Raw genomic sequence first — 25100 nt, forward strand, 5'->3', positions numbered from 1 at the left:
GCATATTTAAAGCGACTGCTTTACCAAAATGCACAATTCTTCTTTCAGGGACAATAAAATTTTGCCAATGCCCGCTTCTGGCACAAACCGGACAAGGTAACTAAGTTGAAGGTCCGCTATGAGAAAGCAGACATTAAGCGTTAAGCATGTCCTCAAAAGCGAGGCTCCACGATAAAACCTCAACCGATGCTCGTAAACCATGGATCCAAAAAGGGTCATCGGAAAATATGGATAAGGCTTCTTCTTCATGCTCAGCCTTAACTACCCATAGAGCTCCGACAGGTTGATCGTTATTTTTTTCACGTAATGAACCAGCAGCAAGAACCACACCTCGTTTTTGCTTTAACCAGTCCAAATGAGGATTAAGATATTGTTTTCTGACATTGTATTCACCTGGGTGATCCGTAAACCTTATTGCGAAAAGCATTCCTTCTCCCATTTTGCAGCATTTTGGATGCCGATTCCTGAATGTTAATAAGCACTAAAGATGACTTTTTATCAAGCGTTGACGTCCGTTTTTGGCACAAAGCGGACATATGCAATAAACAATGTTCGCTTTGTGAGGAATTGAATGTTTTGTGTTTATCATTCAGAAATTGTGAATAAACACTGGAGATAAGTGCGTTTTCCTGAATGATAAATAGCATCATTGGGTTTTAACGATAGCTAGAACGAAACCATCCCATCCCTTTTCACCAACAGTCTGAACTGCCGTCGCTTCAAGGCGCTCATCCTCAGAAATCATTTCTACAAATTTTCGCAGGCCTATAACGTTCGGATCTTCACTACCAGATTCGATGACATTGCCACCGCGCACGGTGTTATCTGCTACGATAACAGTGCCTGGTTTCGACAATCTGATAGCCCATTCAAGGTAGTGGGGGTTATTCACTTTATCGGCATCGATAAAAATCAGGTCAAAAGGCGCATCAAGCGTGGGTAAGACCTCAAGCGCAGCTCCCCTGTGCAACGTGACGCGCTCAGCCAGCCCCGCTTTATTGATGTTCTGACTGGCCACTTCTGCATGATGGTCGTTGAATTCAATTGTCGTTATGCTTCCATGGGGTGGAAGAGCTTTGGCCATCCATATGGTGCTATACCCCCCAAGTGTGCCTATTTCAAGAACACGAACGGCACGTGACATTTGCATGAAAATAGCCAGCATTTTTCCCTGCAAAGAGGATACGTCATGTGTCGGCAAACCTTGAGCTGAGTTATTAGCGAGAGCGTATTTTAAATCTGAATCTTCAGCGGCTAGCTTTTCAGAAAACCAGGCATCTACCTGAGCCCATTTATCGGAATCTTGTGAAGGGTAATCCGGAATGCGCATATGAATTTACTCTCCTTAAAAAACTTCAGTAATGAACCAGCCCACCATCTACAGCATACTGGCTGCCGGTAACATAGGATGCGTCATCGGACAGCAGGAAAAGTGCAACTGCAGCGGCCTCTTCTGCTGTTCCGGCTCGGCCTAAAGGAACCTGGCTTACCACAAAATCTTCAAACTGCTGACGTGACTCTTCTGGCATAAAGTGCCTGAAGTTGGTTTCAATCGGACCCGGCACCAATGTGTTAGCGCGGATACCGCGTTCAGCCAGCGCTGATGCCCAGCTTTTGACCATAGCGATAATGGCACCTTTCGTCGCTGCATACAGACTTGTCATCGCCGCACCTTCATAGACAGAGGAGGAAGAAGTTACCAAAATAGACGCGCCTGAATTGAGCGATTCGGACAGGGCTGCCAGCTGTAGCATCGGGCCTCGCACATTAACGTTCATCATACGATTAAAAGAATCTGCCGTTACAGATTCCGGGGAGCCTACTTCAGCATAACCGCCATTTAGCCATAATCCATCAAGTGAACCCCAGTCGTTAATAGCCTCACCAAGCCCATGTATATCAGCTTCGCTTGCAGCATCGCTTTTCAGAATAAGCGAAGCTGCAGGAAGCAGACTGCGTGCACGCTCCAGTCTTTCTTCATTAAGACCGGTTATGGCTACATGGCCACCTTCCGTGACAATACGCTGAGCGCCTGCCAGCCCCATGCCACTCGTGCCTCCAGTAATTAGTATCCGTTTACCCTTAAATCTGCCCACGCTTACAGCCTTATTTGTCTCTGGAATCAGCATTTAACTTACGTAAAAAAATACTATTCATCATCTGTTTCATTATGCAACTATGACATTGTTGCCTGAAGGTCCGCTTCTGGCACAGAGCGGACAGGCTAATTGAGCTAAGGTCCGCTATGAGCGAGGAGCGGACATCAAATGGTGGTCACAGGGAAGCTCTGGCACATTAGACATAACAACCCCTGGCCGCACCATCTGAAAAGCTCTCAGCGCGTTTCCGCCGCGTCCGGGCTGTTTCCGGCACCTTTCCCTGCTTCAAAACCTGAAAAACGCGCCTGATGATTTCTGCGCGCCTGCATGATTATGTAGTAAAAGCTATTCTCGACAAATTAGTGCGTGCAGATGCTGAAAACGTCCGCTTCTGGCACAAAGCGGACGCTAACATCTCTTCCTTTGTCCGCTATGAGCGATTAACGGACATTGCAAACACTCTTCTGTGCAAATCGACGGGAAGTAGTTCAGATTGTCTGTTTCATAGCCCGTTTTTTCCGGAAACGTGAACCGGCGGACCGGACGCTCACCGGCTGAGTGCCCGGTGCCGGGTTTAAAGACCCAGCACGCCTGCCAGGCCACCGATATCCCTGATTTCATGATACTGATAAAAAGGCGTGCCCGGCTCGTGGCCACGCTGTACGAAAACCTTATGAACAATGCCCATATCATGCGCCGTCATCAGGTCATAACGCATGCTGGATGAAACGTGCATAATCTCTTCCGGTCCGCATCCCAGTTGATCCAGCATATATTCAAACGCCTTCATCTGCGGTTTGTAAGCCTGCGCCTGCTCTGCGGTGTACACCGCGTGAATGGGAGCCCCCAGTCTGGGCACATGGTACGTGATTAAATCGTTCATTGAATTCGTCAACAGAACCAGGGGTATCTCTCTGGCCACCTTGCTCAGTCCAGCGGGAACATCCGGATGCGGTCCCCAGGTCGTCACAGCGTGATTAATGGCCGCACAGTCCTCGTCGTGGCAGACAATTTTCCATTTTTTACAGGTACGTCTGACGGAATTGTTCACAACTTCCGCGTAGGGTTTCCAGGCACCAAGCACTTCATCAAGACGATAAGCCGCAAAATCTTTAACAAATGCCGCCATATCGTTGCCGTTAATACGATCGGCAAATTGTGTTCTGGCTGCGCCGGCCATATCGAAATTGATCAAGGTACCGTAGCAGTCGAACGTAATATATTTTGGTTTGAACAGCGACATCGTCATATTCTCCTGGTTGTCTGTTTTGTTTAAAGCATGCTGGCGATCATTTTTAATTAAACATCTCTTCCATTACGTCGGTCATGACAGCAAGAAGGTAGTGCGCGTTTTCGGCAGAGAAAACCAGGGGCGGCCGTATTTTTAAAACATGGCTGTCCTTACCACAGGCGCTGATAAGAATCTGGCGCGCCCTTAAACGGTTAACCACATCCAGCGCATATTCCCCGGCCGGTTTTTTAGTTGCATTATCGCTGACCAGCTCTGCGCCAATAAATAATCCGCTGCCTCTGACATTACCTATAACGGGAAAGCGTTGTGCCAGCGTATTCAGCCCGTTAATCAGTAACTGGCCCGTTTCAGCGGCGTTCTGTTGCAGCTGTTGTTTTTCGATAACATCAAGCACGGCCATCCCGGCAGCGCAACTGACCGGGTTACCGCCAAACGTATTAAAATAACGGGCAATCCCGGCGAAGCGTTGCAAACAGGCTGGCCGGGCAACCACGCCACCAATGGGAAGACCATTGCCCATGGGTTTCCCCAGGATGACTAAATCGGGAACAATTCCGTGGCGCTCAAATCCCCACATGTGCGTGCCCAGCCGGCCAAATCCAGGCTGAACTTCATCGGCAATAAACAGCCCACCCGCCTCACGAATCGCCGTCACTGCCCCCTGTAAAAAGCCTGCCGGCCCGGAATAAATTCCGTCGCTTGAAAAAATGGTATCGGTGACCAGCGCGGCGGGACGAATACCGTGGCGCCGCAGATCGGCTATGGCGTTGCGCACAGCCTCTGTGAATAAATCGGCCGTATTGCCCTCGCCCTGGTGATAAGCATTGGGTGCCGGGACAACACGCACGTGAGCGCCCAGCGGCACCCCCTTACCCAGCGACGGTGAGATTTCAGCAACTGCGGCGGTAATGCCGTGATAGGCATTTTCCGTCACAATGATGCCCGTACCGTCTGTGTGGCAACGGGCAATACGAAGCGCAAGGTCGGACGATTCACTGCCTGTGCAGGTAAACATGACATTGCTTAAGTCTGACGGAAACGTTGAGACCAGCCGTTCGGCATAATCCAGCACCACCTCATTCAGATAACGTGTATGCGTATTCAGCGTGCATAATTGCCGGCTGACCGCGTCAGTGACGGCGGGATGACAATGCCCCACTGCGGGTACGTTGTTATAAACATCCAGATAAGCTTTACCATATTGGTCATAAAGCCATACACCTTCACTGCGAACGACGTGCAGCGGATGTTTATAAAATAATTTATATGAGGGACCCAGCACACGGCCCCGACGCGCAATTAACGCGGCGGTATGGCGATCCAGGATGGTATTTTCAGACGGTTCGTAGGCATTGACCATTAGGGCAGGTTTCATCATTCCCCCTCAGTTACAGGCCGCGCGCAGTATTCTGCGGGCAGATAAAAAATCGATCGTTATTAACCGGGAAAGTCCCAGCCACGCAGAGTGGGTATTTTTTAAGATGTATTTTCTGTTTTCCGGATAGAGACGAGCGCGATATTCGGTGATGACGATCGTCATACATAACCTGGCAATAATCAGGTCATACAGCATGTCAATTTCTTCCCTCTCGAGCGGAAAGACAGAATGATAGCCCTGCACTAAAGGAATTATATGATCAAACGGATTCTCACCTGAAAGATGATAACTTGCTGCAATGGCAATATCGTTTACGCGCGCCGTATACGTCATATCACCGAAATCAAAAATACCCGATATATTTGCTGGTTCGTGAGGTGACATGACAAAATTATGCGGATTCATATCGGCATGAATGATCTGCTTACTGAAGTTTCTTATCGGCCCTACAATCCGCGTATCGATGTGGTCGAAAAACTGATAAACCGCTTTCCATTTTTTGTCCGGGCAGTGACCGGGCAAAAAGACCTGACAGTCAGCGATATGACTCAGATCCCAGTTTAAAGGCCGGAACGCGCCATCATGACGAAAGTCTTTTAAAACACGTCCCAGTCTGGCCAGTATCACACCGATATTAAAGAACTGAGCCTCACTCTCCGGTAAAGTTCGCAGAGGAACGCCGTCCAGCCAGGTGCTGAGCCAGGTCAGACGCGGTGGCGTCCCTGACTGAGCATCCAGCGTCTGACTTAATAGCACAGTCTGGCCGGTCTGACTTTTTATGATCCTCGGCACTGGTAAATCCGGTGCCTGCCGCGCTATCCACTGCAACGCCTGCACCTGCAGGTCCGTTGTTTCGGGACAGTCGGCGGGGTTGGCCAGCCGCAATATACCGCGCTTCCCGGAAGCATCCTCGAGACAAAAAAGCTCATCCCGCTCGCTGGCCAGCCGTTGAGCACGGGCCTCCCAGCCATAATTTCGCCTGACAAAATCCTCAATGCGCTGCGGCGAAGACGCGTCCACCGACGTGATCATACTGGCATGAAGCCGGACATCATAAGACTGCGCCATAGCTTGTCCCGGTGTTGAAGCAACCGATTTCACAGCCGCCCCGTCACCCGAAAATAAAAAGTGTGGATGATGGCACAGCGTGATTATCCCCCGATGAGGTTGGCTGAAAAATAAGACATAATGGACTGACACTCTATAGCCAATCCGGATCAATTTTTATGTCCACTTCCCAATCCGTTCTGCTCTGCGATCTTATTCTTCAGGATATTGATGCCGATGCGCATCGTCCCCTGCAGGTCAGGATTTTCAGCATTATTCAGAAGGCGATACTGGGTGGCATGTTGATTTCCGGGTCCAGGCTGCCCTCAACACGTCAGCTTTCTGCTGAGCTCGGTGTGTCACGTATGACGCTGACGCTGACCTATGACAGACTTTCCGCTGAGGGCTACATTCTTTGCCAGCGTGGCAAAGGCACTTTTGTCGCCGACGTTGCGCCTTCAGCAACCGGCCGGCTGGCGCCTGCGCCCCCGGAAGCCCAGGCGGCGTTGTCATCGCGGGCGAAAATCATGATTTCAGGTGTTTCCGGCGTTTCGCAGCATGCAGGCGCGTTTGTGCCCGGGGTAGTTGAAACCAGTAACTTTCCCTTTCCGGTGTGGAAGCGCATGCAGAACCGCCATATTCGTCGGCCCGCGGCGCACATGACCGGCTACGACAGCGAAGGTGGCTATTTACCTTTACGCGAAGCGATTGCGCATTATCTGCAGGTTTCCCGCTCGGTGGTGTGCCAGCCGGAACAAATCCTTATCACCATGGGCAGTAATCAGTCACTGAGTCTGTGCGCCCATATGCTGGCGGATCCCGGTGACAGTGCGTTAACAGAGGATCCCTGTAACTGGAGCACCGCCCTGCTCTGGCAGGCAGCAGGACTGAACATTATCCCCGTACCCGTTGATGATCAGGGCATTGATATCAGCCAGTTTTCGTTTGCGGCCCCGTTTCCCAGATTGCTGTTCACCTCGCCGTCACATCAGTATCCGATGGGCGTTGCGCTCACGTTGCAGCGCAGGCGTCAACTCACCGAACTGGCTGCCGAATACGGCTTCTGGATCGTTGAGGACGACTACGACAGCGAGTTCCGTTACGACAGGAGTCCGATCTCGTCTCTGCAGGGACTGGACAGCTACCAGCGCGTTATTTACTGCGGGACGTTCAGTAAAGTCATGTTTCCGGGATTACGCATCAGCTATATGGTGTTGCCGGAAAAACTCGCGGGTGCCTTTAAAAAAGGGCTGGTTCAGCTTTACCGCCCAGGCCAGTTTACGGTGCAGGCGGCGCTGGCTGACTTTATCAGTGAAGGCTATTTTTCCACCCATATCAGACGGATGCGCGGGATTTACGCTGAGCGTCAGCACACGCTGCGCAGCGCGTTGACTCAGGTTTTTGGCAATGAAGTCACGATGTCCGGGGGGAATGCAGGGCTGCACCTGACGGCCCTGTTTAATGCGTCAGTTGATATAAACAGGATGACGGCCAGTGCGGCCAGTAAAGGTGTCGCGTTAAGGGAACTCGGGCACTATTATTTTCAGCCCCGTCGGAGCAACGGCCTTGTGCTGGGCTTCGGTGGCATAAAGAGCGAAAACATTGCTTCGGCCGTTAACATTATGGCGGAATCAATCTGACTGCCCTTTAAGAAGGCATGATGAGCGATAACAGTCGTAGAGGTGTTATCCCCCTCAGACAGGGTAACCATCGATAAACAGATGTGAAAACTTGCTCACTGTTTTGTGGTTCCCTGAAAATGGAAGCTGGCTTTTGTAACGGTGATTTCTGTGCTGCGTGAAATATCTGATTCAGGCTGAGTTGACAGTTTGCTGACTGAAGTGCTCATGATTGTAAACGGGCAAAGTCTGCTATGAGCGATAAGCGGACATTGGTTTTATGAGCGTTTCAGAACTTAAACAGTCGTAACTGGTCTTTAATCTGGTATTGCCGAGCAGCAAGAATCATTCGCACAACGTATATGAGCACGCACGACGCTTGGTGAAAATAAATACTAGATCCTCAGAACCACAACGCCGGAAATTATCATAAAAAGGCCTGACAATTGTGGCAGACTCAGACGCTCCTGTTTCAGAGTAAAGCCCAGCAATGCAGTAACTGCGCTGGCCAGAGAACTTAAAACCGTAACTACAGCAACGTGGCCAAGGCTTGCTCCGTATGCAAGCGTAAAGAAGCCTGTAAGGCTCATACAGCTGATACAAAAAAGCAAACCAAGCATCCCTAAAGAAGGGCTTTTCACGTCTTTTCTACCCATAACGACCAGAGACAGAAACATCAGAGCGGTGGCATAGTAAATCCATAGCGACTGTATTACGCCCAGTTCTTTAACTGCAAACTCACCCTGCAGCCAGAATCCCAGCCCAAGCGATAGTGAAGACATCAAAGCGAAGCCGACGGAAGCCGGGGATTCTCTTTTTCCGTCGTGCGAAGGTGAAATGCTGGCAAGACAGGCACCGAGTATGCACAAAAAAAGGCCGGATAAAATAATCCATGAAACCTGCCTGCCACTGATAATGGCGAGCACAGTTGTTACTGCGCCGTACAAGGAAACAAGAGGCGCAACGACTGAAACTTTCCCAATTGAAAGCGCTTTTAGCAAAAAAGCCATGCCCAACAGATTACAAAATGAGGCAATGGCTGCAGTCAGAAGTCCTGAAATCTGAAGCTCAAAAGGAATTGAGAAAACGAAAAAAATAAGCGAAAGCATCATTAACCCAAACAACTGGCTCACAAAAAGCGCCTTAAAAACCCCAAGTTCACGGGCTGCTTTTCCTGACAAATAATCCGTACCGCCCCAGAAAGTGCAGATAATAATCCCATTAACAGATACATAACCGCCCTTATCAATATTTTCTACTGCTACGAATACGAAGCTGCTGACCATGACAGCGAAAGTGTTGAGTACACTGTGCTTAAGGACGTAGCTGCTGTAAAATTAAAGTTCAAGATCCTAATCATTAGGTGAGCTACTGATAAAATGATGAATCTTTTGCACTGGCGCTTGATTGTTGCCGTTGCCGATTCTGGAAATATCACGCGAGCTGCAGAGCAGACAGGCATGACTCAGTCTGGAGCCAGCCAGGCAATTGCCCAGTTAGAAGCCTCCCTGGGATTCCGGATGTTTATTCGCGAACGGCGACATACCAGTGTTACCGCGCTGGGTGAAGAGGTCATCGGACACGCAAGGCTTATGGTGTCCCGACTGGATGCTATCAGGGCACTGGCCGACGACGAGCGTGGCCTGAAAGACGCCCGCATCAGAATAGCCAGCTTTCCGACCGTAACTTCAACATTCTTACCCGGCCTGCTGCGAGAATTTAAACGCCTGCATCCGGGTATTAATGTGGTTGTTCTTGAAGGAACGGATCATGAAGTGGAAGAGTGGCTTTCGAAAGACACTGTAGATCTCGGCGTAGTCATGAACCCTCTGCCCGGCTATTGTGACTTACTTCTGGGAAGGGATGAATGGGCTGCGGTGCTACCAGCTGGTCATGCTCACTCCCGTCAGGCAGCGTTGAGCGGCATATCGCTAGAGGTTCTGACAAGTCTGCCGTTTATTCTTGCAACGGGCGGCTGTGCAGTGAACCCAAAAAGCCTTGCTGAGCAGGCGGGTTTGCAGATCTCTGACATCCGTATAACCGTACGAGACTGGATTAGCGCCTGTATGTTAGTGCGCGAAAATATGGGAGTTGCTCTTATTCCCCAGTCAGCATTGCCTGCTGATTTGCATGGTTTATCTGTTATAACAGTAACCCCAAGGATTTACCGGGAATTTGGCCTTATTTGCTCTTCATTAGGCAGATCTTCACCTGCGGTTCAGACGTTGTTAGAAAGTTTGTTTAACAGGGCCGGCACAACACTCAAATATGAAATCTAAAGTCTGCTAAAGTTCCGCTTCTGGCACAAAGCGGACGTTCGCAGTTATTCTGAAGCAGGCTGAAGTTTGTCACATTGTCGCGTATTGCTTAACAGGTGGCGGGTCACTGCAGACAATGTAAGTATCTAGGATCGCTTCTCACGGCCAGCTTTATTGCCAAAAAATTAATTAAATATCAGTTAAGGAAAGTTAGGGTGCCATAACCCAGCTGGTCATACCCGCCACTGTTCGGGCCGTAATTACCGCCTCCACCCTCAAGGCCCTCCTTCTCCAGCGCCACCTTTATCTCTGGTGCGCTGAGATGCATAAGCTGTACATAATGTCCGTACAACAATGCCCACACAGGTCTTATTTCTCCACGACCTTTGTCTGAAATAACTGACTGTGCGACGTCACTGTTATGGTAAACAGTATAAGGGACGCTGATTCCTGAATTATATCTGGCTACGTAGCGGGCCGCCCCGAGTAAGCGATTATTATATGCACCAAACAGGTCATCACCCTGGTTCCAGGCAAGCTGACAGATGGTTCCTGCCAGACCAATGCCGAGCAACGTGTGCGCCTGATCTCGCCCGCTCTCCTGCCACTGGACAAGTCCGTCAGGATAAACTTTCCATGCAGCTTTTCTGAGCGCGCCGTTACCGTTTCCATCAAGATAGTAGTGCCGGGCCTTTTCATAAAAATCTTTTCGGTCTGCATAGATACCAATAGCCATCAGTGAAGCGGTACTAGACAGGTCCCAGTTTGCCCAGTAGTGGTCCGTTTTTGCGCCGTTATGATGCTCAAGAAAGGCGATGTTCATGGGTGCAAACACCGTAACGAGCATATTTCTGATCGCCTTTTGCTGAGAAGCTGAGAAGTCGGATGACCCCCGAAGCGTTTCGGCTGCGACAGCAAGCTGGTAGCCGTAGAGTCCGGCCGCGAGAAATTTATCTGATGTTCCGTCAATGGATCGCAGTTTTTCCGCCCACTGAGTGAGAATATAAACGGCCCGCTTTGCACGTGAGTCGTCTCCGCTCAACCGCCAGTCCAGAGCTAGAGCATATGCGGCCGCAGCGTCATTAAAGAGGAGTGCGTAATTTTCTTTTGGATGGCCTGCCGCCGTGCCCCTGTAAAGAACAGCCACAGGATGAGGCGTATAGTCAGGTGAATCATGCGCATTACTGCGTAATAACGCAAAATCTGAAGACCAGGGTTGATGTCCTTCTTTTACTTCCAGAGCTGTTTTTTTGAAGTCATCAGCCGTGTTTAATGCACCAGGATGGATAAACGAACCATTTTCAGAAAAACACGAAGGTGAAAGTCCAAAAAAGAACATGGCTGTAATAATCGCGTTTTTACTTTTCATCATGTTAGCTCATTTATCCCGATATTTTATCGTACGAAAGTAATACAGCTTAAACCCGCATCTCTTTTGACATGCTACCCCTTAAACTGGTTCCCGCCGAAGTTAGCAACGCGAGCTTATGGCACAATCGCTGGTCAAATCAAAGCCAGTAAGCAGCGCAAAACAAACAAGAAGATTGCAACTTTCATCCATATGCAGAATCCAGAAATGGATTACGCAATACCTGAGGGGTTCAGGGGAAGGTGAGATGGTCATTCGTCCGCTTTGAGCGAGGAGCAGACATAGCTAACAGTATTCTGTATGAATCAACAGGGAGTAAATCACCAAAACTGTACTTCACTCGAATTATAAACCTTAACGAGTCCAGAACCTGCTAATCAACTGAAAACGAGGTTAGCAGCCACCGCAGTGAAATATTCTTGAAGATGATGCTTCAGCGGCATGAAGGGACCAACTTATGCCCGCCAGGATAAACTGGCCACATGTCGCCGATAGCTTGGCGAAGCCGGTTCCCGTTAAATATATTCTGCCAATCCCCAACCTTTGGAATGATTGTAGTCATGGGAAACATTTAAAATATTAATTGATACTTGGACTTATTTTTATTGCGTTGGGTTATATACTGTTTTAATACGTTAGAATATAATCGGGTTAAAATTGACAAACTCAATCAAGGGCGTGCAGGATGGAAAAGACAGGAATTATAAAACTCACACTTAAAAAAGCCATTTTCGCTCCAAAAAAGTCAGTGTTGTTATCCGTATTATATTTTTTGTCAGTGTTGTATTTTGAATTTACCAGGTATGCTAACTTCAACGCTTACAGTTTCACTGTGTTTCAAATAGCGTCGCTTTTGTTATTGACATGTTTTATATGGTTTTTAATACTGTTACGATGGATGGATGCTGTGGTAATTGCTCTGGCAGTATTCACGGTTGGTAAATTTTTCCATAGTGATATAAGCACTCTTGTGGTTCGCACAGGATTCGTTTTCTTTCAAAAAGAATTAATAAAAAATCCATCTGTATGCACCCCCGAAAAATATAATAATGGTAAGGATTTACTTTCATACTGTTTCAGGACCTATTCAGAAAAGCAAGGGGTTGTTAGAGATGTTTTTTATGATTCAGGCCATGAAATACCCTTAAATAATTATCAACGTCTTTGCTCATGGAGAGATGCATGGGTAAAGTTTGCCAATAAACCTAATGAAAGTTTATTGTATAATTTAGATGCACCTTCGCTGGCCCCGGTCCTGGAATTACATGCTGTTGATTTGAGCTCTGGTTTTTATCAGCTGGAATACAATGAACAACAACCTCTCTACAAAGACGCACTTCATACTTCCTGTATAAAAAATAGATAGTTTTATCTTAGAAAAGGAATCTGCGCCTGTGCAGGGCACAGAAATCCTCAATACATCATAAGCACATCTTCAGTGTCTTTAGTCAGAATTATGCTGAGCAACCGGGCGCGCTTCTCGCAGACCAGAGTCTGAACTGCGTTCCCGGGTAATCTTAAGTTTTTGTCAGGACAGATAGTTGAGTGACTGCTCAATGTTGAGCTTATCGTGCCGCATGACAACTATGATAAGCGAGTAGTCTGCACGGTATCGCTTGAGAAGGTGGCCACATTGTCTTTCCAAAAATCAAGATGCCCGGCAGTCTGGCGCGTAGTCATGACCTACTCCCCTTTGATTAATAAACCGATATGTTAGCAACGTCCGCTCCTGGCACTGAGCGGACTTACGAACAGACCGGTTTCAGCTATGAGCCAAATGAGAGCCCCTGCACCCGAGTGATAGCATCTCTTTAAATGCCCGGAAAGTATATGTTAAAACTCTTTATGACATTTTTCATAGACGATAAAAGGGCTGTTAATGGCTACAGTTGAGGTATTAAAAGCAAAGTATCCAGGAGCAGTTGCCTGGCAGTTTGGTGACAGCCCAGAGCTGGCAAGCAATCTGGCTGACCTGATTAAAAAAGGGATCAAAACGGCCTCCTGCTGCTCTCTTATATCTTACCAGCAGGAAGAGCCTGCCCCGAAAATTGGTAGCTATAACATCATCCTTGATGGAGAGAACGTCCCGGTCTGCGTAACCAGACTGGTTTCAATGAAACTGGTTCGTTATTGTGATGTTACTGAGGAGTTTGCCCGCAAAGAAGGTGAAGGCGATTTAAGTCTTGAATACTGGCAGCAAGAGCATAAGAGGTTTTTCTCGAGTGTAGGACATTTTTCTGACGATATGGAACTAATCACAGAAGAATTTGAGGTGGTTGAGTCGCTGTAAGATTCAATAAATACTCTGGCGTTTCAAACCTTATCATTTATTACAATGTCCGCTTCTGGCACAAAGCGGACGATCTAACTTAGCTGAAGGTCCGCTGAGAGCGAGAAGCGGACATAGTGTAAGTTTATACTCATAAAGCTTTTAGTAAATTTATGCACTAATTACTAACTTGAATGAACGCGAATTCAAAGAGTGTCAAGATGAAGAAAGAACCCAAGTGTCTATTCGCAAAAGTGCGGCAACCTTGTGATTATCGTCCAAACGTAACGGCTATCGTGCTGTTTGGGTTAAAGGTCATGGGAGATGAAGAAACGGTTTATATTGAGATCCGCTTTATCGATTACGACAGCTTGCAGGTTGAGGGCGACCATATAATGTTTTCACTTGAAGAGGCCCTTCAGTTTGCTCTTATAGATTATGGTATTGAGGCGTCGGATTGGCGCGAGATGAACCAGCAGGAAATAAGTCGGATTGAATGGTAGCCAGTGACCTGCTCCCCATAGATTAACATATCTTAATATTATCAATGTCGGCCTTTGGCACAAAGCGGGCAGGCTGACTGAGCTGGAGGTTCGCTATGAGCGATAAGCGGACGTTGGCACTCTGCTTCCCGCAAGAGTGGCCACTTAAACAGTCGCAATTTACTTTGCTAACTTTGGTTTGTGACAAATGAGTCAGTGCATACTGAAATGAACAAGGTATCTGCCATATTGTGCTTCAATGACAAACTCTTCGTGCAGAGAGCCATACCACACTGGTGGGCTGGTAATAAGAGTAAAGAACTCTGCAATACCGGTCATTTCATCGAGAGCAACTGTAAAATTGGCGAGGAGGTTCTGCTTGAGTGCGGAGGGCAGAAGTTGCATGTCCTTATGCTCAAAGAACCATAAAGCCACTCTCTCCATAAATATTTTTTGAGAGCATGCTTTGAGTTGTGGGTGCCAGTATGCGGACGGAAACTTATCTGTGATGGATGAGTGATACATCCCCAAAGACGTCAGCATGCTGTCACTTTCCTCAAGTCTAATCACAAAATAGTCAGATACGCGGTTTGCCGCATCATTCATACAGCCTACAGCCAGCATAAATCCTGTGAGTCGTTCCGCATAATTATCCATTTTTCCTCTCTAAGCGCGTTCCCCTATCTGAATTCGCATGTCTGGAGTAACGTTTCAGGACATTACAGCATGTCTGCAGGTGTACATGTTAAACAACTCGAGGGGATAGTAAAACCTTGAACCGCCCCAAATGACCAAGACATACTGCTGTAACAACGTCCGCTTCTGGCAAAAAGCGGACAGGCTGACTGAGCATGAGGTCCGCTATGAGCGAAAAGCGGACCAAGCGAGTTTCGCTTATGAGTTGAATAACAGCGTTAGAGAAATTAAAAGTATGTACTTCATATAAAAGCCTTTAACTCATCAGCCTTTATGTTCGCCAGCATTGATGCTTTCAAATGTGGGGATGAAGCGAGATACCTGGATATCAGATTGAACCCTGCGGTATAACCCAGCCACCTTGGTAAATCTCCTGTTCCGAAAAACCAGGTATTATGGTCGTAATCAGTGTGATTCCAGATTTCAAACATGAGTGGATAGTAGGGCTTAACAATATCGGACTTGAGGCTTTCCCAGGGCTCAGCTTCACCACCCAAAAGCTCAAGAGAAAAATGGCCGGCAAGTCCTTCAGAGACCAGTGCTTCCCCCAGCGTTGAGCCGTATCCCGGTCCTGCCCACCTTGCCGCATGGTGAAGTTCATGAGCGAACATACGTTCAATAGAATGCGCAACGTTTTTGCAAAATGCAGGGTTTTCAGGATCGACGGTTATATAGATAACACCAGATTCAGGACAAAAACCGGCATGCCCTTTTTCGGGGATAACAGACTTCCCAGCCTTAACTATGACATCAACTGAAGGGGTCGCCATCAGCCTTGTGACTTTTACATAGGTATCGGTCAGGGTAGTTCGCAGCCATTCACAGTGAACAGTGAGTTTTTCCTGAGCATTCAGAATATGGATGGTTATTTGAGGCATGTCAGTCTTACCCAGAATCATTAGTAATGTGCGTATATTAACAGACATACAGGGCATGTAATGTTGCTGCTCAGCAGTGGCCGACCAATGATCGCTAATGTCAGCATCTGGCACAGAGCGGACGCTAACATTTCTTTCTTTGTCCGCTATGAGTGATCTGCGGATATTGTTAACAGCGTTCTGTGTAAGAGCAGGTTATCGCCACCCGCATTGGACAGAAATTGTCCTAAGTGCAGTATGTAAGCAATCAGTATGCGTTCATGTCCCACACTTCCTTAAGACCGTGTGTCACTCACTTTATAAATAAAATTAGGCATATAGCTTACTTATAACCTGATCTGGTACCCGTTGATTCACAGGGGCTGTTATTATCTACTTCCGCCTTTGGCATGGAGAAAACATCCTGGGCAATAAGGACAGAAGCTGTACCGGTGTCATAAGGGGCACCCAGGAAATTCTGTCCAGTCTAAGCAGACTGAAAACACTGGAGTGGCTCATGGATATTCATTTCGCAGAAATCTCCCCGGACAGCTCAGGATTTGTCGAATTGCGAACGCAGAGCATGACTGAAGGATTGAACATGCTGCGTCGGCTAGAAGAAAATTGGCTCAGCGGCTATAACCGTTTTGACAGGCCTGGAGAAAAACTGATTGGGGCTTATGTTGATCGTTTAATTATTGGCGTGTGTGGGCTTAACGTCGATCCTTTTACACAAGAAACTGGTGTCGGTCGTCTACGGCATCTTTATGTAGACACTGAATGGAGAAAAAATCGGATTGGCAGTGCTCTACTCAATGAGATTCTGAAAGATGCTGGCCGCTGGTTTGATTTTATCAACACGAATGCACCTTCATCAGCATTCACTTTCTATGAACGAGCTGGTTTTGTAGCTTTATCAGGTGTAGAAAAAGTTACACATCAGTTATGCCTGAAAAACCCAGCACGGCACTTCATCAGGTACTGAACACAAATCCAACTCTTGTCCAAACATGCTGAGTGGCTGCCGAAACACCTTACGGAGATTAAAGTACCTGACTGGCAGCTATGAGCGAGAAGCGGACATTGCTAATAGCGTTATGAGTGAATCAACGGGGAGCAGGTCACTCGCAGCGATCAAAGCGCCTGCCAGGTCAGATAGTTTTGCTTCACCTTACACCCCCGAGACAACGTCCTTCGGCGACATATTAATAATACATGTGCGCGAACCGCATTTAGTTCAGCCGACTCATTCAAATCTCAGTAAAAATTCTCAGATGAAAATCCAGCAATGGCTAATGCCGCTGCGAACAGAACTTCATCCCGAGAAAAAATGATTATTTAGCTTAAGTGCTTTGTTTAACGTTACTAAAAGTTTATTCCGTAAAGCAGTAAATCAACAATGCGGTATAAAGTTAATGAAGGAATAACCGATAAAAAGGTTAAGGTGCTTTGCAAATGTATCTTTTGCAATTGTCACTATAACGAACTAATTCACCAGGAATTATAAATGAATAAGATTCTAAACAATATAAGTCTTACCGCCAAATTTGCCATTCTGGGCCTGTTTTCCCTTGTTCTGTTCTCAGTTCCTACCATGCTTTTTGTTTCCGAAGGTAATAAATACATTCAGGACAAGCAAAGAGAGCTAACAGGTGTACCCGTAGAAAATAAGATTTTAGCCCTGCTGAATTTGATACAGCGCCATCGTGCAGAAACCGCCCTGGCCATTGCAACTAAAAATCCAGCAACACCGTCCCGCGTTCAGGTCAGAGATGAAATTGAAAACATCACTGACGTTATTACTAAAGATATGGCCAAGACAGAAGGCAGCGCTGCCATAATCAGCAAAATTAATGATGTGCGCACACAGTGGAGCCAGCTACAGCAGAGAATAGATTCTTCACAACTGACTCTGACAGCCAGTCTTGATGCGCATGCCCTCCTCATCCGCAACCTTTTGAACGCGAACCGTGATGTGCTGGATTTTTACGGCCTTTCTCTCGATTCAGATATCAACACGTACCGTTTAATTACGAGTAATTTTTCATCATTGCCTGAATTGACCGAAAGCCTTGGGAAAATACGTGCATTCGGCACTTCCCTTCTTGCCCGAAATGAAAGCATAAGTGAAGCAGACTCTGTCCGTATGGAGTCTTTAATCAGTAATGGTTCGTATAACCTGAATTTATTTGTTCAGGATTCTGAAAAACTATTTTTATCTGATAACACACTTAAGCAAAAGTTCAGTGCAGATGCAGATGCAGCCGTTCAGGAGGCAAACAGTGCTCTCAAAACCGCTGAGGCGATTTTTATTAACCGGAGCATGACGAATCAAAACCCGAAGGACTATGCAGCGCTCTTTACGCACGCTATTAACAAATTCAGCGACTACGCCATTGGTGGAGGTAATGAGCTGAGTGAAATACTGAATGCGCAGATTAAGGAACACCGATATGCACAATATGCACTACTGACCGTTCTTGTTTTTATCGTCCTGTTGGCAGTAATTTTCGCTCTGGTTATCATTCGCTCCGTTACCAGACCTGTCAGTGCAGCATCAAAGCTGGCGCTTGAAGTCGCAGGTGGTGACCTTACGTCAACATTTACGGTGACAGGACGTAATGAAACTGCCGGACTGCTCAAGGCATTACTGCAAATGAGTCAGCGACTTACACTTACGGTTGAAAGCATCAAAAGCAACGCTGTCACTATCGCTACCTCATCTGAAGAAATTGCTCGCGGAAATGGTGATCTTTCTGCGCGAACTGAACAACAGGCAGCCTCTCTGGCTGAGACTGCGGCCAGTATGGAGCAGTTATCGTCAATTATCGGCAATAATGCAGATAACACGCGCCATGCTGCTGAAATGGCCAACTCCGCTACCAGTGCGGCCTTAAGAGGCGGTGAGGCGATGGAGTCAGTGCTGGCTTCAATGGAAAAAATAAGCAACAGTGCGGGGCAGATTAAAGAAATCATCTCCGTTATTGACGGGATAGCGTTTCAGACGAATATTCTTGCTTTAAATGCAGCCGTTGAAGCTGCCCGGGCAGGTGAGCACGGCAAGGGCTTTGCTGTTGTTGCATCTGAAGTCAGGGCACTGGCACAGCGATCGGCTGGAGCGGCGAAGGAGATCAAAGGACTGATTGAGCAGTCAGTTGAGCATGCCGAACAGGGCATTTCGATGGCCCGGGATGCCGGTGAAAAAGTTAAGCAAAGCGTGGAAGCTATTGAGCAAACATCTCAATTAGTCAGAGAGATTTCATCTTCTTCTGAAGAACAAAGTGCGGGCATATCTCAGATAAATATTGCGGTGACACAGATGGATCAGGTTACGCAGCAGAATGCCGTACTGGTTGAAGAGTCTGCATCATCTGCTGATGAACTTGCAAGCCGGGCCGCAAGCCTGAGGGATGCTGTCAGCGTATTCCGCACAAACGCTGTATAATTGGTTCAAATACTTTGGTTGTGTGCCATTTAATGCGGCAACATTTTTACAAAACTGCGTCTGTATTTGCACTTGATAAGCCATCTTCAGGGATGGCTTATCTCATTTAAAACCATGATAAAGTTATACTTTTGCACTTAAAGGCCCGGTGGACTAATTAAACGCCTGTTGAAATATTTGGCATTACCCCCCAATTGCCCATATGAGCTACGCTCATAACATCCGTAATGCAACCTGCAACGCGTTCCTCTTTAAAGTTGTTTCTATTGCAGATGGCCTTCATAATTCCTCTCGTGCCGGACGGCGCGTTACACCTTCCCCCTGGGGCGCTGTTCTGCACTCGCGCCATCCGGCCATTCAGTCAAATCTCTTACTACGCAGTTTCATAAATCAGACTTCAAATTTGAAAATGGCGATATGCAGAAAATCATTAGATGCGGGGTTAGCTGCATAGAGGCGCTGACCTGCTCCCGGTAAACTAACATTCCATGATGCAAGCAACGTCCGCTTTTGGCACAAAGCGGACAGGCTGACTGAGCTGAAGGTCCGCTTTGAGCTGTGAATTCAACCGATGAACGCACACATGCATAACGCCTCTGATGAACAGAGCGCTGAACTGTGCTGAATTTATCAGGGTTCAGGAAGCAGACTGAAGATCACCGAAAAAGAGACGTCATTTTACTAAAAAAAGAGTCATTCGGCCTGCTCTCCCGAACTTAATCCTAATCCTAAATACGAGGTATCACATGTTCGTCAGGACGCCATGCCTTCCGCTTATTAATATTTACTTACCGTAATTAACTAAAGGCGTCATCAAACTGTCATCAAAAAATCTTTGAATAACCGAGGCGCATCTGGGTTTCACCTTCCAGGGAACCCGCTGTGTTCCTGCAAGTTTTTGTGATTACGTTTCTCAATTCGCTGAGCGCTGTCAGGGCAATCAGCCTTCTGTTTTCTTAAGCTGAGAGGAATCGTTATGCCTGTATCTGTTATAAAATACGCAGTTAAAACCGCCGCGTTAGCAGCGATCGTACTGGCTGGCCTGCAGGGCGTTTCGTTCGCAAATGATCTGCCTTCTCGCACGACTTTAGGGCCCGATTCAGTTAAAGAAATGTCCGCTCAAAAAGCAGACGCCTCCACTAATGAAAGCGCTACCAAACTGGCCGCGTGGCATCACCATCTGGAGATTAATCCGGGTTGTAATGATCCCTCTTCAGGTCTCGGTTGCACCGACGATGACAATGCATAACGCGTAAAAGCTGCAGGCACCGTTTACAGATGCGGTGTTTGCACTGAGAGGAAGAGATAAAAAGTACCGTCATCCAAACTGCTATTCATCCAGGCACTGGAGCATGAGGCATATAAAGCCTCTTACAAAGTAAAGGCTGGCGTCGCGTGCTGGTTACTGCCCTGCCGACCCGGCCATTCCTACCGGTTTCTTTACAGGGTCTTGCCAGATACCCGTTTACCTGTAGAGGGTCAGAGGTGTCGTGAGTTTGAACCTCCTCCGTTCACGGGAATTCGCGGAGAACAGTTAAACCCGATGCGGTGTTATTCCTCTAAATATAAATATCCGGAGCTGCATAAACGAAAGACTGACCTTATTTAATGCGCCAGTCAGTTACGTTTTTTCAGAATTTTATCTCTCAGCTGCGGGTAGCAGACCTGCAAGCCTGTATCCCTCAATAAGCTCATCAAAAAGCTGAATATTGTTCCGGCTTCTGGCCATTAGCTGTGCGCCGGCGATGGCAGAAAAAATGGCACCGGCACGCATTCTGCTGTCTTCTGACGCAGTGATCCCCGCTTCCAGTAGCTGCCCTGCCAGCCAGTCGATATTGACGTCCGCAAACTTTTGCACCTCAACTTTGACAGGTTCAGGCAAATCATCATATTCCGCCGACATGAAACTTCCCATACAAAGTCGGTTTCCGCTTTCCAGCGAACGGCGAAATATTTTTGGATAGCGGCTCAGACTCCTGAGCGCATCGCCTTCCGCATCCCTCAGTACGTCCAGGTCACGCGCCGTATCCTCCCAATAACGCTGGGCCACCGCCGCACCCAGCTCGGCCTTGCTGGGGAAATGATAGTAAATGCTTGCCGCTTTAATCCCCACTTCATCTGCCAGTCCGCGGATATTCAAACCTGTATAACCATGCGCCTGCGCCGCCAGACGGGCTGCGTTCAGAATTTCGTCGCGGGATGTTTTGCTCATTATGTCACTCCTCCAGAAGCCAGAACCCCAATTCTAACATTTGTTAGGTAGGTATTGACAGCGTCATTTTACAGGACTAGAGTTTACCTACCAACTGTTAGGTAGGCTATTAACCAAGAGGATTTATCATGAGCAAAGAAATTTATTACTCAGACGCGACTCACCTGGCCAGCATGATCCGTAACCGCGACGTTTCTCCCGTTGAGGTGATGCAAGCGCATCTTGATCGGATTGCCGCCACTAACCCGGACGTCAATGCTGTTGTAACAGTGGCAGAGGATGCCCTGAAGCAGGCTGCCGCTGCCGAAGCCGCCGTGATGAAGGGTGAGAAACTGGGCCCGCTTCACGGCGTTCCTTTTACCGTAAAGGACTCCATTGATACGGCAGGTGTGCTGACTCAGCGTGGTTCACCTATTTTCAAAGGCCGTCGTCCTGACGAAGACGCAACCAGCGTGGCGCGTCTTAAAAAAGCAGGCGGCATCCTGCTGGCTAAGACGAACCTGCCGGAATTTTCATACTGGATTGAAAGCGACAACCTGCTGTCCGGGCGCTCTAATAACCCATGGGACCTGACCCGAACGCCCGGCGGCTCCAGTGGCGGTGAGTCTGCCGCGATTGCCGCAGGCATGTCTCCGCTGGGACTGGGCACGGATTTGGCCATCTCGGTACGAGGCCCTGCGGCGCAGACCGGCATCACTTCCATGAAAGCCACGCACGGCAGCGTGCCCATGACAGGCATCTGGCCGCGTGCGCCCCGCCGCTTCTGGCATGTTGGCCCTATGGCCCGCTCAGTTCGCGATATTGCCCTGGCATTCTCTCAGCTTTCGGGACCGGATGGTCACGACGCATTCTCCAGCGCTGCGCCCGTTCATTCTGACGGGCTGCCGTTTGTAGCATCGCGTCCGCTGCGAATTGGCTGGATGACCGGCCCGGGCTTTGGTCCGGTTGATCCGGACGTTAACGCCATCGTGAAGGCGGCTGCGGAAGCGCTAAAAGCACCGGGCGTCGTTGTGGAGCATGTCGGCATTCCTGCACTGGAGAAAGACTTTGCGCTGGATGTGTTTAACCGGCTCCACGTCATGGAAATGAAGCCCGCCTTTGCGGCGGCCACGGCCGGTCGCCAGCCTGATGAGATCTACAAAATGGCGAAAACCATGCTGTCGTTACCTGATACACCGATGTCTGCTTATATTGATGCAGAGCAGGCCGCCGAACGATTGCGTGACGGCTTCGCGGAATACTTTTCACGCTACGATGCGCTTATCACGCATGTACTCCCCATCCCGGCGCATAAACACGGCGTGGACAGGTTTGTTATTGACGGTCAGGACGTTGATGCCACTTATCTGCAAGGTGCCACGGTGCCGCTTAACGTCACAGGGTTGCCTGGCGTAGTGTTGCCGTTTGGTAAGAGTCGTGAAGGCTTGCCGGTTAACGTGCAGATCGTCGGCAAATGGCATGATGAGCACGTCATTCTCCATATTGCTTCTCTGCTGGAAGCAGTAAGCCCTGTGAAAGGTTCTCATCCGTCACTGTAACAAGGATCGTGCCCCACGAACCCCGTGGGGCATGTAAGATCGTCGCTCACGTCTCAGCATGGAGCTTAACCCGTTGCTCCACATTTCGTTCATGGCGCAGGCAATTACCGCTAATGACCGTCGGCAACCCACCCAGAAGCACTGTCGATCAACCGCTTCAGAGCTGGCGAAATGTTCTGCTGATTCCAGGCCACCCCGGTTTCAAGGTCAGGCACCTCGCCTTGTAACTGCAGGTAAAGCACGCCGTGACGTTGCAGGTTTCTTAGCGATGCAGGAACCAGCGCTATTCCCATCGCTGCTGAAACGAGGTCAGCATGGTCACTGCCTGACCATCACCGGTCGCAGCCTGGCAGAGGAGCTGGCGGATATTCCAGCACAACCGCAGCCTGATCAGAACGTCATCCTGCCGCTTCAGGCCCCCCTCTAAAAAGAAGGCCACCTGGCAATACTTAAGGGTAATCTGGCCCCTGACGGGGAGGTCGCAAAAATCAGCGGCCTGAAGATGCCCGCTATCACCGGTCCGGCACGCGTATTCGACGATGAAGCCAGCGCAAAGCAGGCGATCCTTGAGGATCGGATACAGCCTGGTGATGTGCTGGTGCTGGGATATTTAGGACCCAAAGGGAGGCCGGGGAAGCCCGAAATGCTCTCTCCGACAGCGGCCCTGGTGGGCAAAGGATTGGGAGAGAGCGTTGGCCTGATCACTGACGGCCGCTTCTCTGGTGGCACCTGGGGAATGGGGGTCGGTCATATCGCACCGGAAGCTTTTATAGACAGAACCCTTGCCTTGGTGGAGGAAGGCGACGCCATCACTATTGATGCCCATCGGCAACTGCTGCAACTGAATATCGATGAGGCGCTACTGCAGGAAAGAAGAAACCGCTGGAGCCCACCAGCGCCACGTTACACAAGAGGTGTGCTTGCGAAGTTTGCCCAACTGGCGATGCCGGCTTCCAGGGGCGCGTGTACCGGATAAACGTACCGGATAACGCTGTTTACTGTCAATGGTCGAGGTATGTCAGTAAGCAGCAGTCCGGGGAGCCCTAGCCAGCCCCTGCTTTGATAGCGATGTTGTCGTCGTGGTCTCTTTTAATGGGATACTTTTCTGCTTTACCTAAAGCAATGTTTTTGCGGTTGCTAAAGCCTCTTCTTTAGAAGCAGCCATCAATAAAGGATAGCCCCAAAATTTTTCATAAATAATGGCGAAAGGTCTGGCTGCAGCCCTTTTTACAGTGTTGGGTTCAATCAGGATTGACGCTTTAACAAAGGTTTTTAATTCATTTTTATGCGCTTTCATCCAGCGGGTTGTCATCTTCATCTCATCGGCGGAATGCTCATGTTTGCTTTCTGTAAAGCCTTCACCGCTAAGCAGTACGAAGGGTGTTTTGCGGGCGAGTAACGCTTCGAATTCACTAAATGCGGGGGCAGCCGAATCCTTTCCAGGAGCATTCATTTTTATCCATACAACGGGAAAATCGGCATCGTCAATTTGCATAGTCATAATCCTGTGAATCGGTTGATTAAGATTTTCAGCTCTCCTGATGCAGCGCTGAAAAATGGCCGCTTCGGCAGCATGACGCGCAACGCACCAGGCAACCTCCACCCCTGTTAAATGAAATTATCTGAATCCCTTTTAGACTGCATTGCGAATGTTGGTCATAATATTATTCAAAATTGCCAAATGCTGCTTTCAAAACCAAGGTTGAATACATGTCCCGGCTATCTTCTCTGAATGCTGTTGCTTTGCCTGATATTGACAGTATCCCTCGCCCCATCTTTGCACTGAGCGCATCCATGATTTCAAATGGCTGGGAACATGAAACACACCAACATCGTAAGTCGCAATTGCTCTATTCAGTCCGTGGTGTGCTCAATTGTGAGGTCGACGAGGGGATGTGGATTGTTCCACCTCAATGTGCAGTCTGGATACCGGGCAACATGCCACATTCAGCACGGGGTTCTGGAAATACAGAATGTTACTGTCTGTTTATTGAACCTGAGGCGATACCCGCGCTTCCAAAAACCTGCTGTACACTCTCCGTAAACCCACTCCTGCGCGAGTTGTTGCTTAAAGCTGCGGGGTTACCGCGGCTTTATCCGACAGAAGGACCGGAAAGCCGCTTGATAGCAACCCTTCTTGATGAATTATCAGCGGCACCAGTAGAAGATTTGCATCTGCCAATGCCACGCGATCGAAGGCTGCGACAGCTTGCTGAAAAGCTACTGGCCGAACCTGCTGATAAATCCTCTTTGGGCGAATGGGCCCATCGCATCGGTATGAGTGAAAGAACCATGAGCCGGCTGATGCTGCAGGAGATCGGAATGAGTTTTGGTCATTGGCGTCGGCAGTTACATGTCATCCTTTCACTTCAACGGCTAACCCGTGGGGAGAGTGTTCAGACAGTCGCGCTGGAACTTGGCTATGAGAACGCCAGCGGATTCATCACCATGTTTCGAAAAGCAGTAGGCAAGCCGCCCGCTCGCTACCTTTTCGAAAGAACAGAGAAGGCAACAGGCGGAGCTTCGGGCATTATGCCCGGCAAAATTTATTTGGATTAAAGGCACTGCCGGATCCGTCA

General features: G+C 48.5%; 25 protein-coding genes. 12 read left to right on the plus strand and 13 right to left on the minus strand.

Annotation, left to right across the window (positions count from 1 at the left end):
• Positions 1-133 precede the first annotated feature (133 nt).
• From AAIE03_RS09675 to AAIE03_RS09700, 6 genes are all read right to left on the minus strand, one after another.
• The gene (locus AAIE03_RS09675) at positions 134-427 is read right to left on the minus strand and encodes a YciI family protein (RefSeq protein WP_014606775.1); all 294 of its coding nucleotides are present in this window, start codon (positions 425-427) and stop codon (positions 134-136) included.
• Between the two features lie 219 nt (positions 428-646).
• Positions 647-1330 (minus strand): O-methyltransferase, encoded by a 684-nt coding sequence (locus AAIE03_RS09680; protein WP_019105809.1) that lies wholly within the window; start codon positions 1328-1330, stop codon positions 647-649.
• Between the two features lie 25 nt (positions 1331-1355).
• Entirely contained in the window at positions 1356-2096 is a 741-nt protein-coding gene (locus tag AAIE03_RS09685; protein WP_026021006.1) for an SDR family oxidoreductase, read from the minus strand.
• A 577-nt stretch (positions 2097-2673) separates the two neighbouring features.
• Positions 2674-3342, minus strand: coding sequence for a haloacid dehalogenase type II (locus AAIE03_RS09690; RefSeq protein WP_058702432.1), 669 nt, complete (start codon positions 3340-3342; stop codon positions 2674-2676).
• A gap of 52 nt (positions 3343-3394) precedes the next feature.
• Entirely contained in the window at positions 3395-4726 is a 1332-nt protein-coding gene (locus AAIE03_RS09695; protein WP_019105027.1) for an aspartate aminotransferase family protein, read from the minus strand.
• 9 nt (positions 4727-4735) lie between these two features.
• Positions 4736-5797 carry a phosphotransferase gene (locus tag AAIE03_RS09700; protein ID WP_058706896.1) on the minus strand — a complete coding sequence of 354 codons (1062 nt, stop codon included), beginning with the start codon at positions 5795-5797 and terminating at the stop codon, positions 4736-4738.
• A 158-nt stretch (positions 5798-5955) separates the two neighbouring features.
• On the opposite strand from AAIE03_RS09700, the gene pdxR reads away from it, so the two are divergent.
• A complete protein-coding gene (gene pdxR, locus AAIE03_RS09705) occupies positions 5956-7416 on the plus strand; it encodes a MocR-like pyridoxine biosynthesis transcription factor PdxR (protein ID WP_019105025.1) in 1461 nt (486 codons plus the stop codon).
• 374 nt (positions 7417-7790) lie between these two features.
• On the opposite strand, the gene AAIE03_RS09710 is transcribed toward pdxR, so the two are convergent.
• Entirely contained in the window at positions 7791-8681 is an 891-nt protein-coding gene (locus tag AAIE03_RS09710; protein ID WP_498562976.1) for a DMT family transporter, read from the minus strand.
• A gap of 93 nt (positions 8682-8774) precedes the next feature.
• On the opposite strand from AAIE03_RS09710, the gene AAIE03_RS09715 reads away from it, so the two are divergent.
• Entirely contained in the window at positions 8775-9674 is a 900-nt protein-coding gene (locus AAIE03_RS09715; protein WP_019105023.1) for a LysR family transcriptional regulator, read from the plus strand.
• A gap of 175 nt (positions 9675-9849) precedes the next feature.
• On the opposite strand, the gene AAIE03_RS09720 is transcribed toward AAIE03_RS09715, so the two are convergent.
• Positions 9850-11025 (minus strand): alginate lyase family protein, encoded by a 1176-nt coding sequence (locus AAIE03_RS09720; RefSeq protein ID WP_014606069.1) that lies wholly within the window; start codon positions 11023-11025, stop codon positions 9850-9852.
• Positions 11026-11929: 904 nt separating this feature from the next.
• Between AAIE03_RS09720 and AAIE03_RS09725 the strand changes: the two genes are divergently transcribed.
• The 3 genes from AAIE03_RS09725 (at position 11930) to AAIE03_RS09735 (ending at position 13794) form a co-directional block, all read left to right on the plus strand.
• On the plus strand, positions 11930-12388 hold the full coding sequence (locus AAIE03_RS09725) for a hypothetical protein (protein WP_231858595.1): 459 nt from the start codon (positions 11930-11932) through the stop codon (positions 12386-12388).
• A 513-nt stretch (positions 12389-12901) separates the two neighbouring features.
• Positions 12902-13312 carry an ASCH domain-containing protein gene (locus AAIE03_RS09730; RefSeq protein WP_015701119.1) on the plus strand — a complete coding sequence of 137 codons (411 nt, stop codon included), beginning with the start codon at positions 12902-12904 and terminating at the stop codon, positions 13310-13312.
• A gap of 200 nt (positions 13313-13512) precedes the next feature.
• A complete protein-coding gene (locus AAIE03_RS09735; RefSeq protein WP_227022864.1) occupies positions 13513-13794 on the plus strand; it encodes a hypothetical protein in 282 nt (93 codons plus the stop codon).
• A 192-nt stretch (positions 13795-13986) separates the two neighbouring features.
• On the opposite strand, the gene AAIE03_RS09740 is transcribed toward AAIE03_RS09735, so the two are convergent.
• Together AAIE03_RS09740 and AAIE03_RS09745 are read right to left on the minus strand one after the other, a co-directional pair.
• Entirely contained in the window at positions 13987-14430 is a 444-nt protein-coding gene (locus AAIE03_RS09740) for a hypothetical protein (RefSeq protein ID WP_015701120.1), read from the minus strand.
• 281 nt (positions 14431-14711) lie between these two features.
• Positions 14712-15347, minus strand: a complete 636-nt coding sequence (locus tag AAIE03_RS09745) for a DUF2268 domain-containing putative Zn-dependent protease (protein ID WP_015701121.1) — start codon at positions 15345-15347, stop codon at positions 14712-14714.
• Between the two features lie 496 nt (positions 15348-15843).
• On the opposite strand from AAIE03_RS09745, the gene AAIE03_RS09750 reads away from it, so the two are divergent.
• The 3 genes from AAIE03_RS09750 to AAIE03_RS09760 all read left to right on the plus strand — a co-directional run bounded on the left by AAIE03_RS09750 (position 15844) and on the right by AAIE03_RS09760 (position 20020).
• Entirely contained in the window at positions 15844-16311 is a 468-nt protein-coding gene (locus AAIE03_RS09750) for a GNAT family N-acetyltransferase (RefSeq protein ID WP_015701122.1), read from the plus strand.
• A gap of 522 nt (positions 16312-16833) precedes the next feature.
• Positions 16834-18771, plus strand: coding sequence for a methyl-accepting chemotaxis protein (locus AAIE03_RS09755; RefSeq protein WP_015700497.1), 1938 nt, complete (start codon positions 16834-16836; stop codon positions 18769-18771).
• A 976-nt stretch (positions 18772-19747) separates the two neighbouring features.
• Complete coding sequence (locus AAIE03_RS09760) at positions 19748-20020, plus strand: hypothetical protein (protein WP_019106857.1); 273 nt, start codon at positions 19748-19750, stop codon at positions 20018-20020.
• A gap of 390 nt (positions 20021-20410) precedes the next feature.
• Here AAIE03_RS09760 and AAIE03_RS09765 read toward each other — a convergent pair whose 3' ends face one another.
• Positions 20411-20983 (minus strand): TetR/AcrR family transcriptional regulator, encoded by a 573-nt coding sequence (locus AAIE03_RS09765; RefSeq protein ID WP_019105365.1) that lies wholly within the window; start codon positions 20981-20983, stop codon positions 20411-20413.
• 128 nt (positions 20984-21111) lie between these two features.
• Between AAIE03_RS09765 and AAIE03_RS09770 the strand changes: the two genes are divergently transcribed.
• Entirely contained in the window at positions 21112-22521 is a 1410-nt protein-coding gene (locus tag AAIE03_RS09770; RefSeq protein WP_019105366.1) for an amidase, read from the plus strand.
• Between the two features lie 110 nt (positions 22522-22631).
• Here the strand turns inward: AAIE03_RS09770 and AAIE03_RS09775 are convergent, their stop codons facing one another.
• Complete coding sequence (locus AAIE03_RS09775; protein ID WP_033770651.1) at positions 22632-22814, minus strand: type 2 periplasmic-binding domain-containing protein; 183 nt, start codon at positions 22812-22814, stop codon at positions 22632-22634.
• Here AAIE03_RS09775 and AAIE03_RS09780 point away from each other — a divergent pair.
• Positions 22790-22948 carry a hypothetical protein gene (locus tag AAIE03_RS09780; protein ID WP_019105368.1) on the plus strand — a complete coding sequence of 53 codons (159 nt, stop codon included), beginning with the start codon at positions 22790-22792 and terminating at the stop codon, positions 22946-22948. The two genes, AAIE03_RS09775 and AAIE03_RS09780, sit on opposite strands and share 25 nt — an antisense overlap.
• A 12-nt stretch (positions 22949-22960) precedes the next feature.
• A complete protein-coding gene (locus AAIE03_RS09785) occupies positions 22961-23497 on the plus strand; it encodes an IlvD/Edd family dehydratase (RefSeq protein WP_202631277.1) in 537 nt (178 codons plus the stop codon).
• Between the two features lie 138 nt (positions 23498-23635).
• Here AAIE03_RS09785 and AAIE03_RS09790 read toward each other — a convergent pair whose 3' ends face one another.
• Positions 23636-24016, minus strand: coding sequence for a hypothetical protein (locus AAIE03_RS09790; protein ID WP_019105370.1), 381 nt, complete (start codon positions 24014-24016; stop codon positions 23636-23638).
• Positions 24017-24231: 215 nt separating this feature from the next.
• On the opposite strand from AAIE03_RS09790, the gene AAIE03_RS09795 reads away from it, so the two are divergent.
• Positions 24232-25080, plus strand: a complete 849-nt coding sequence (locus tag AAIE03_RS09795) for an AraC family transcriptional regulator (protein ID WP_014593501.1) — start codon at positions 24232-24234, stop codon at positions 25078-25080.
• Positions 25081-25100 lie beyond the last annotated feature (20 nt).

It is taken from the genome of Pantoea sp. Ae19-2 (genome assembly GCF_059801205.1).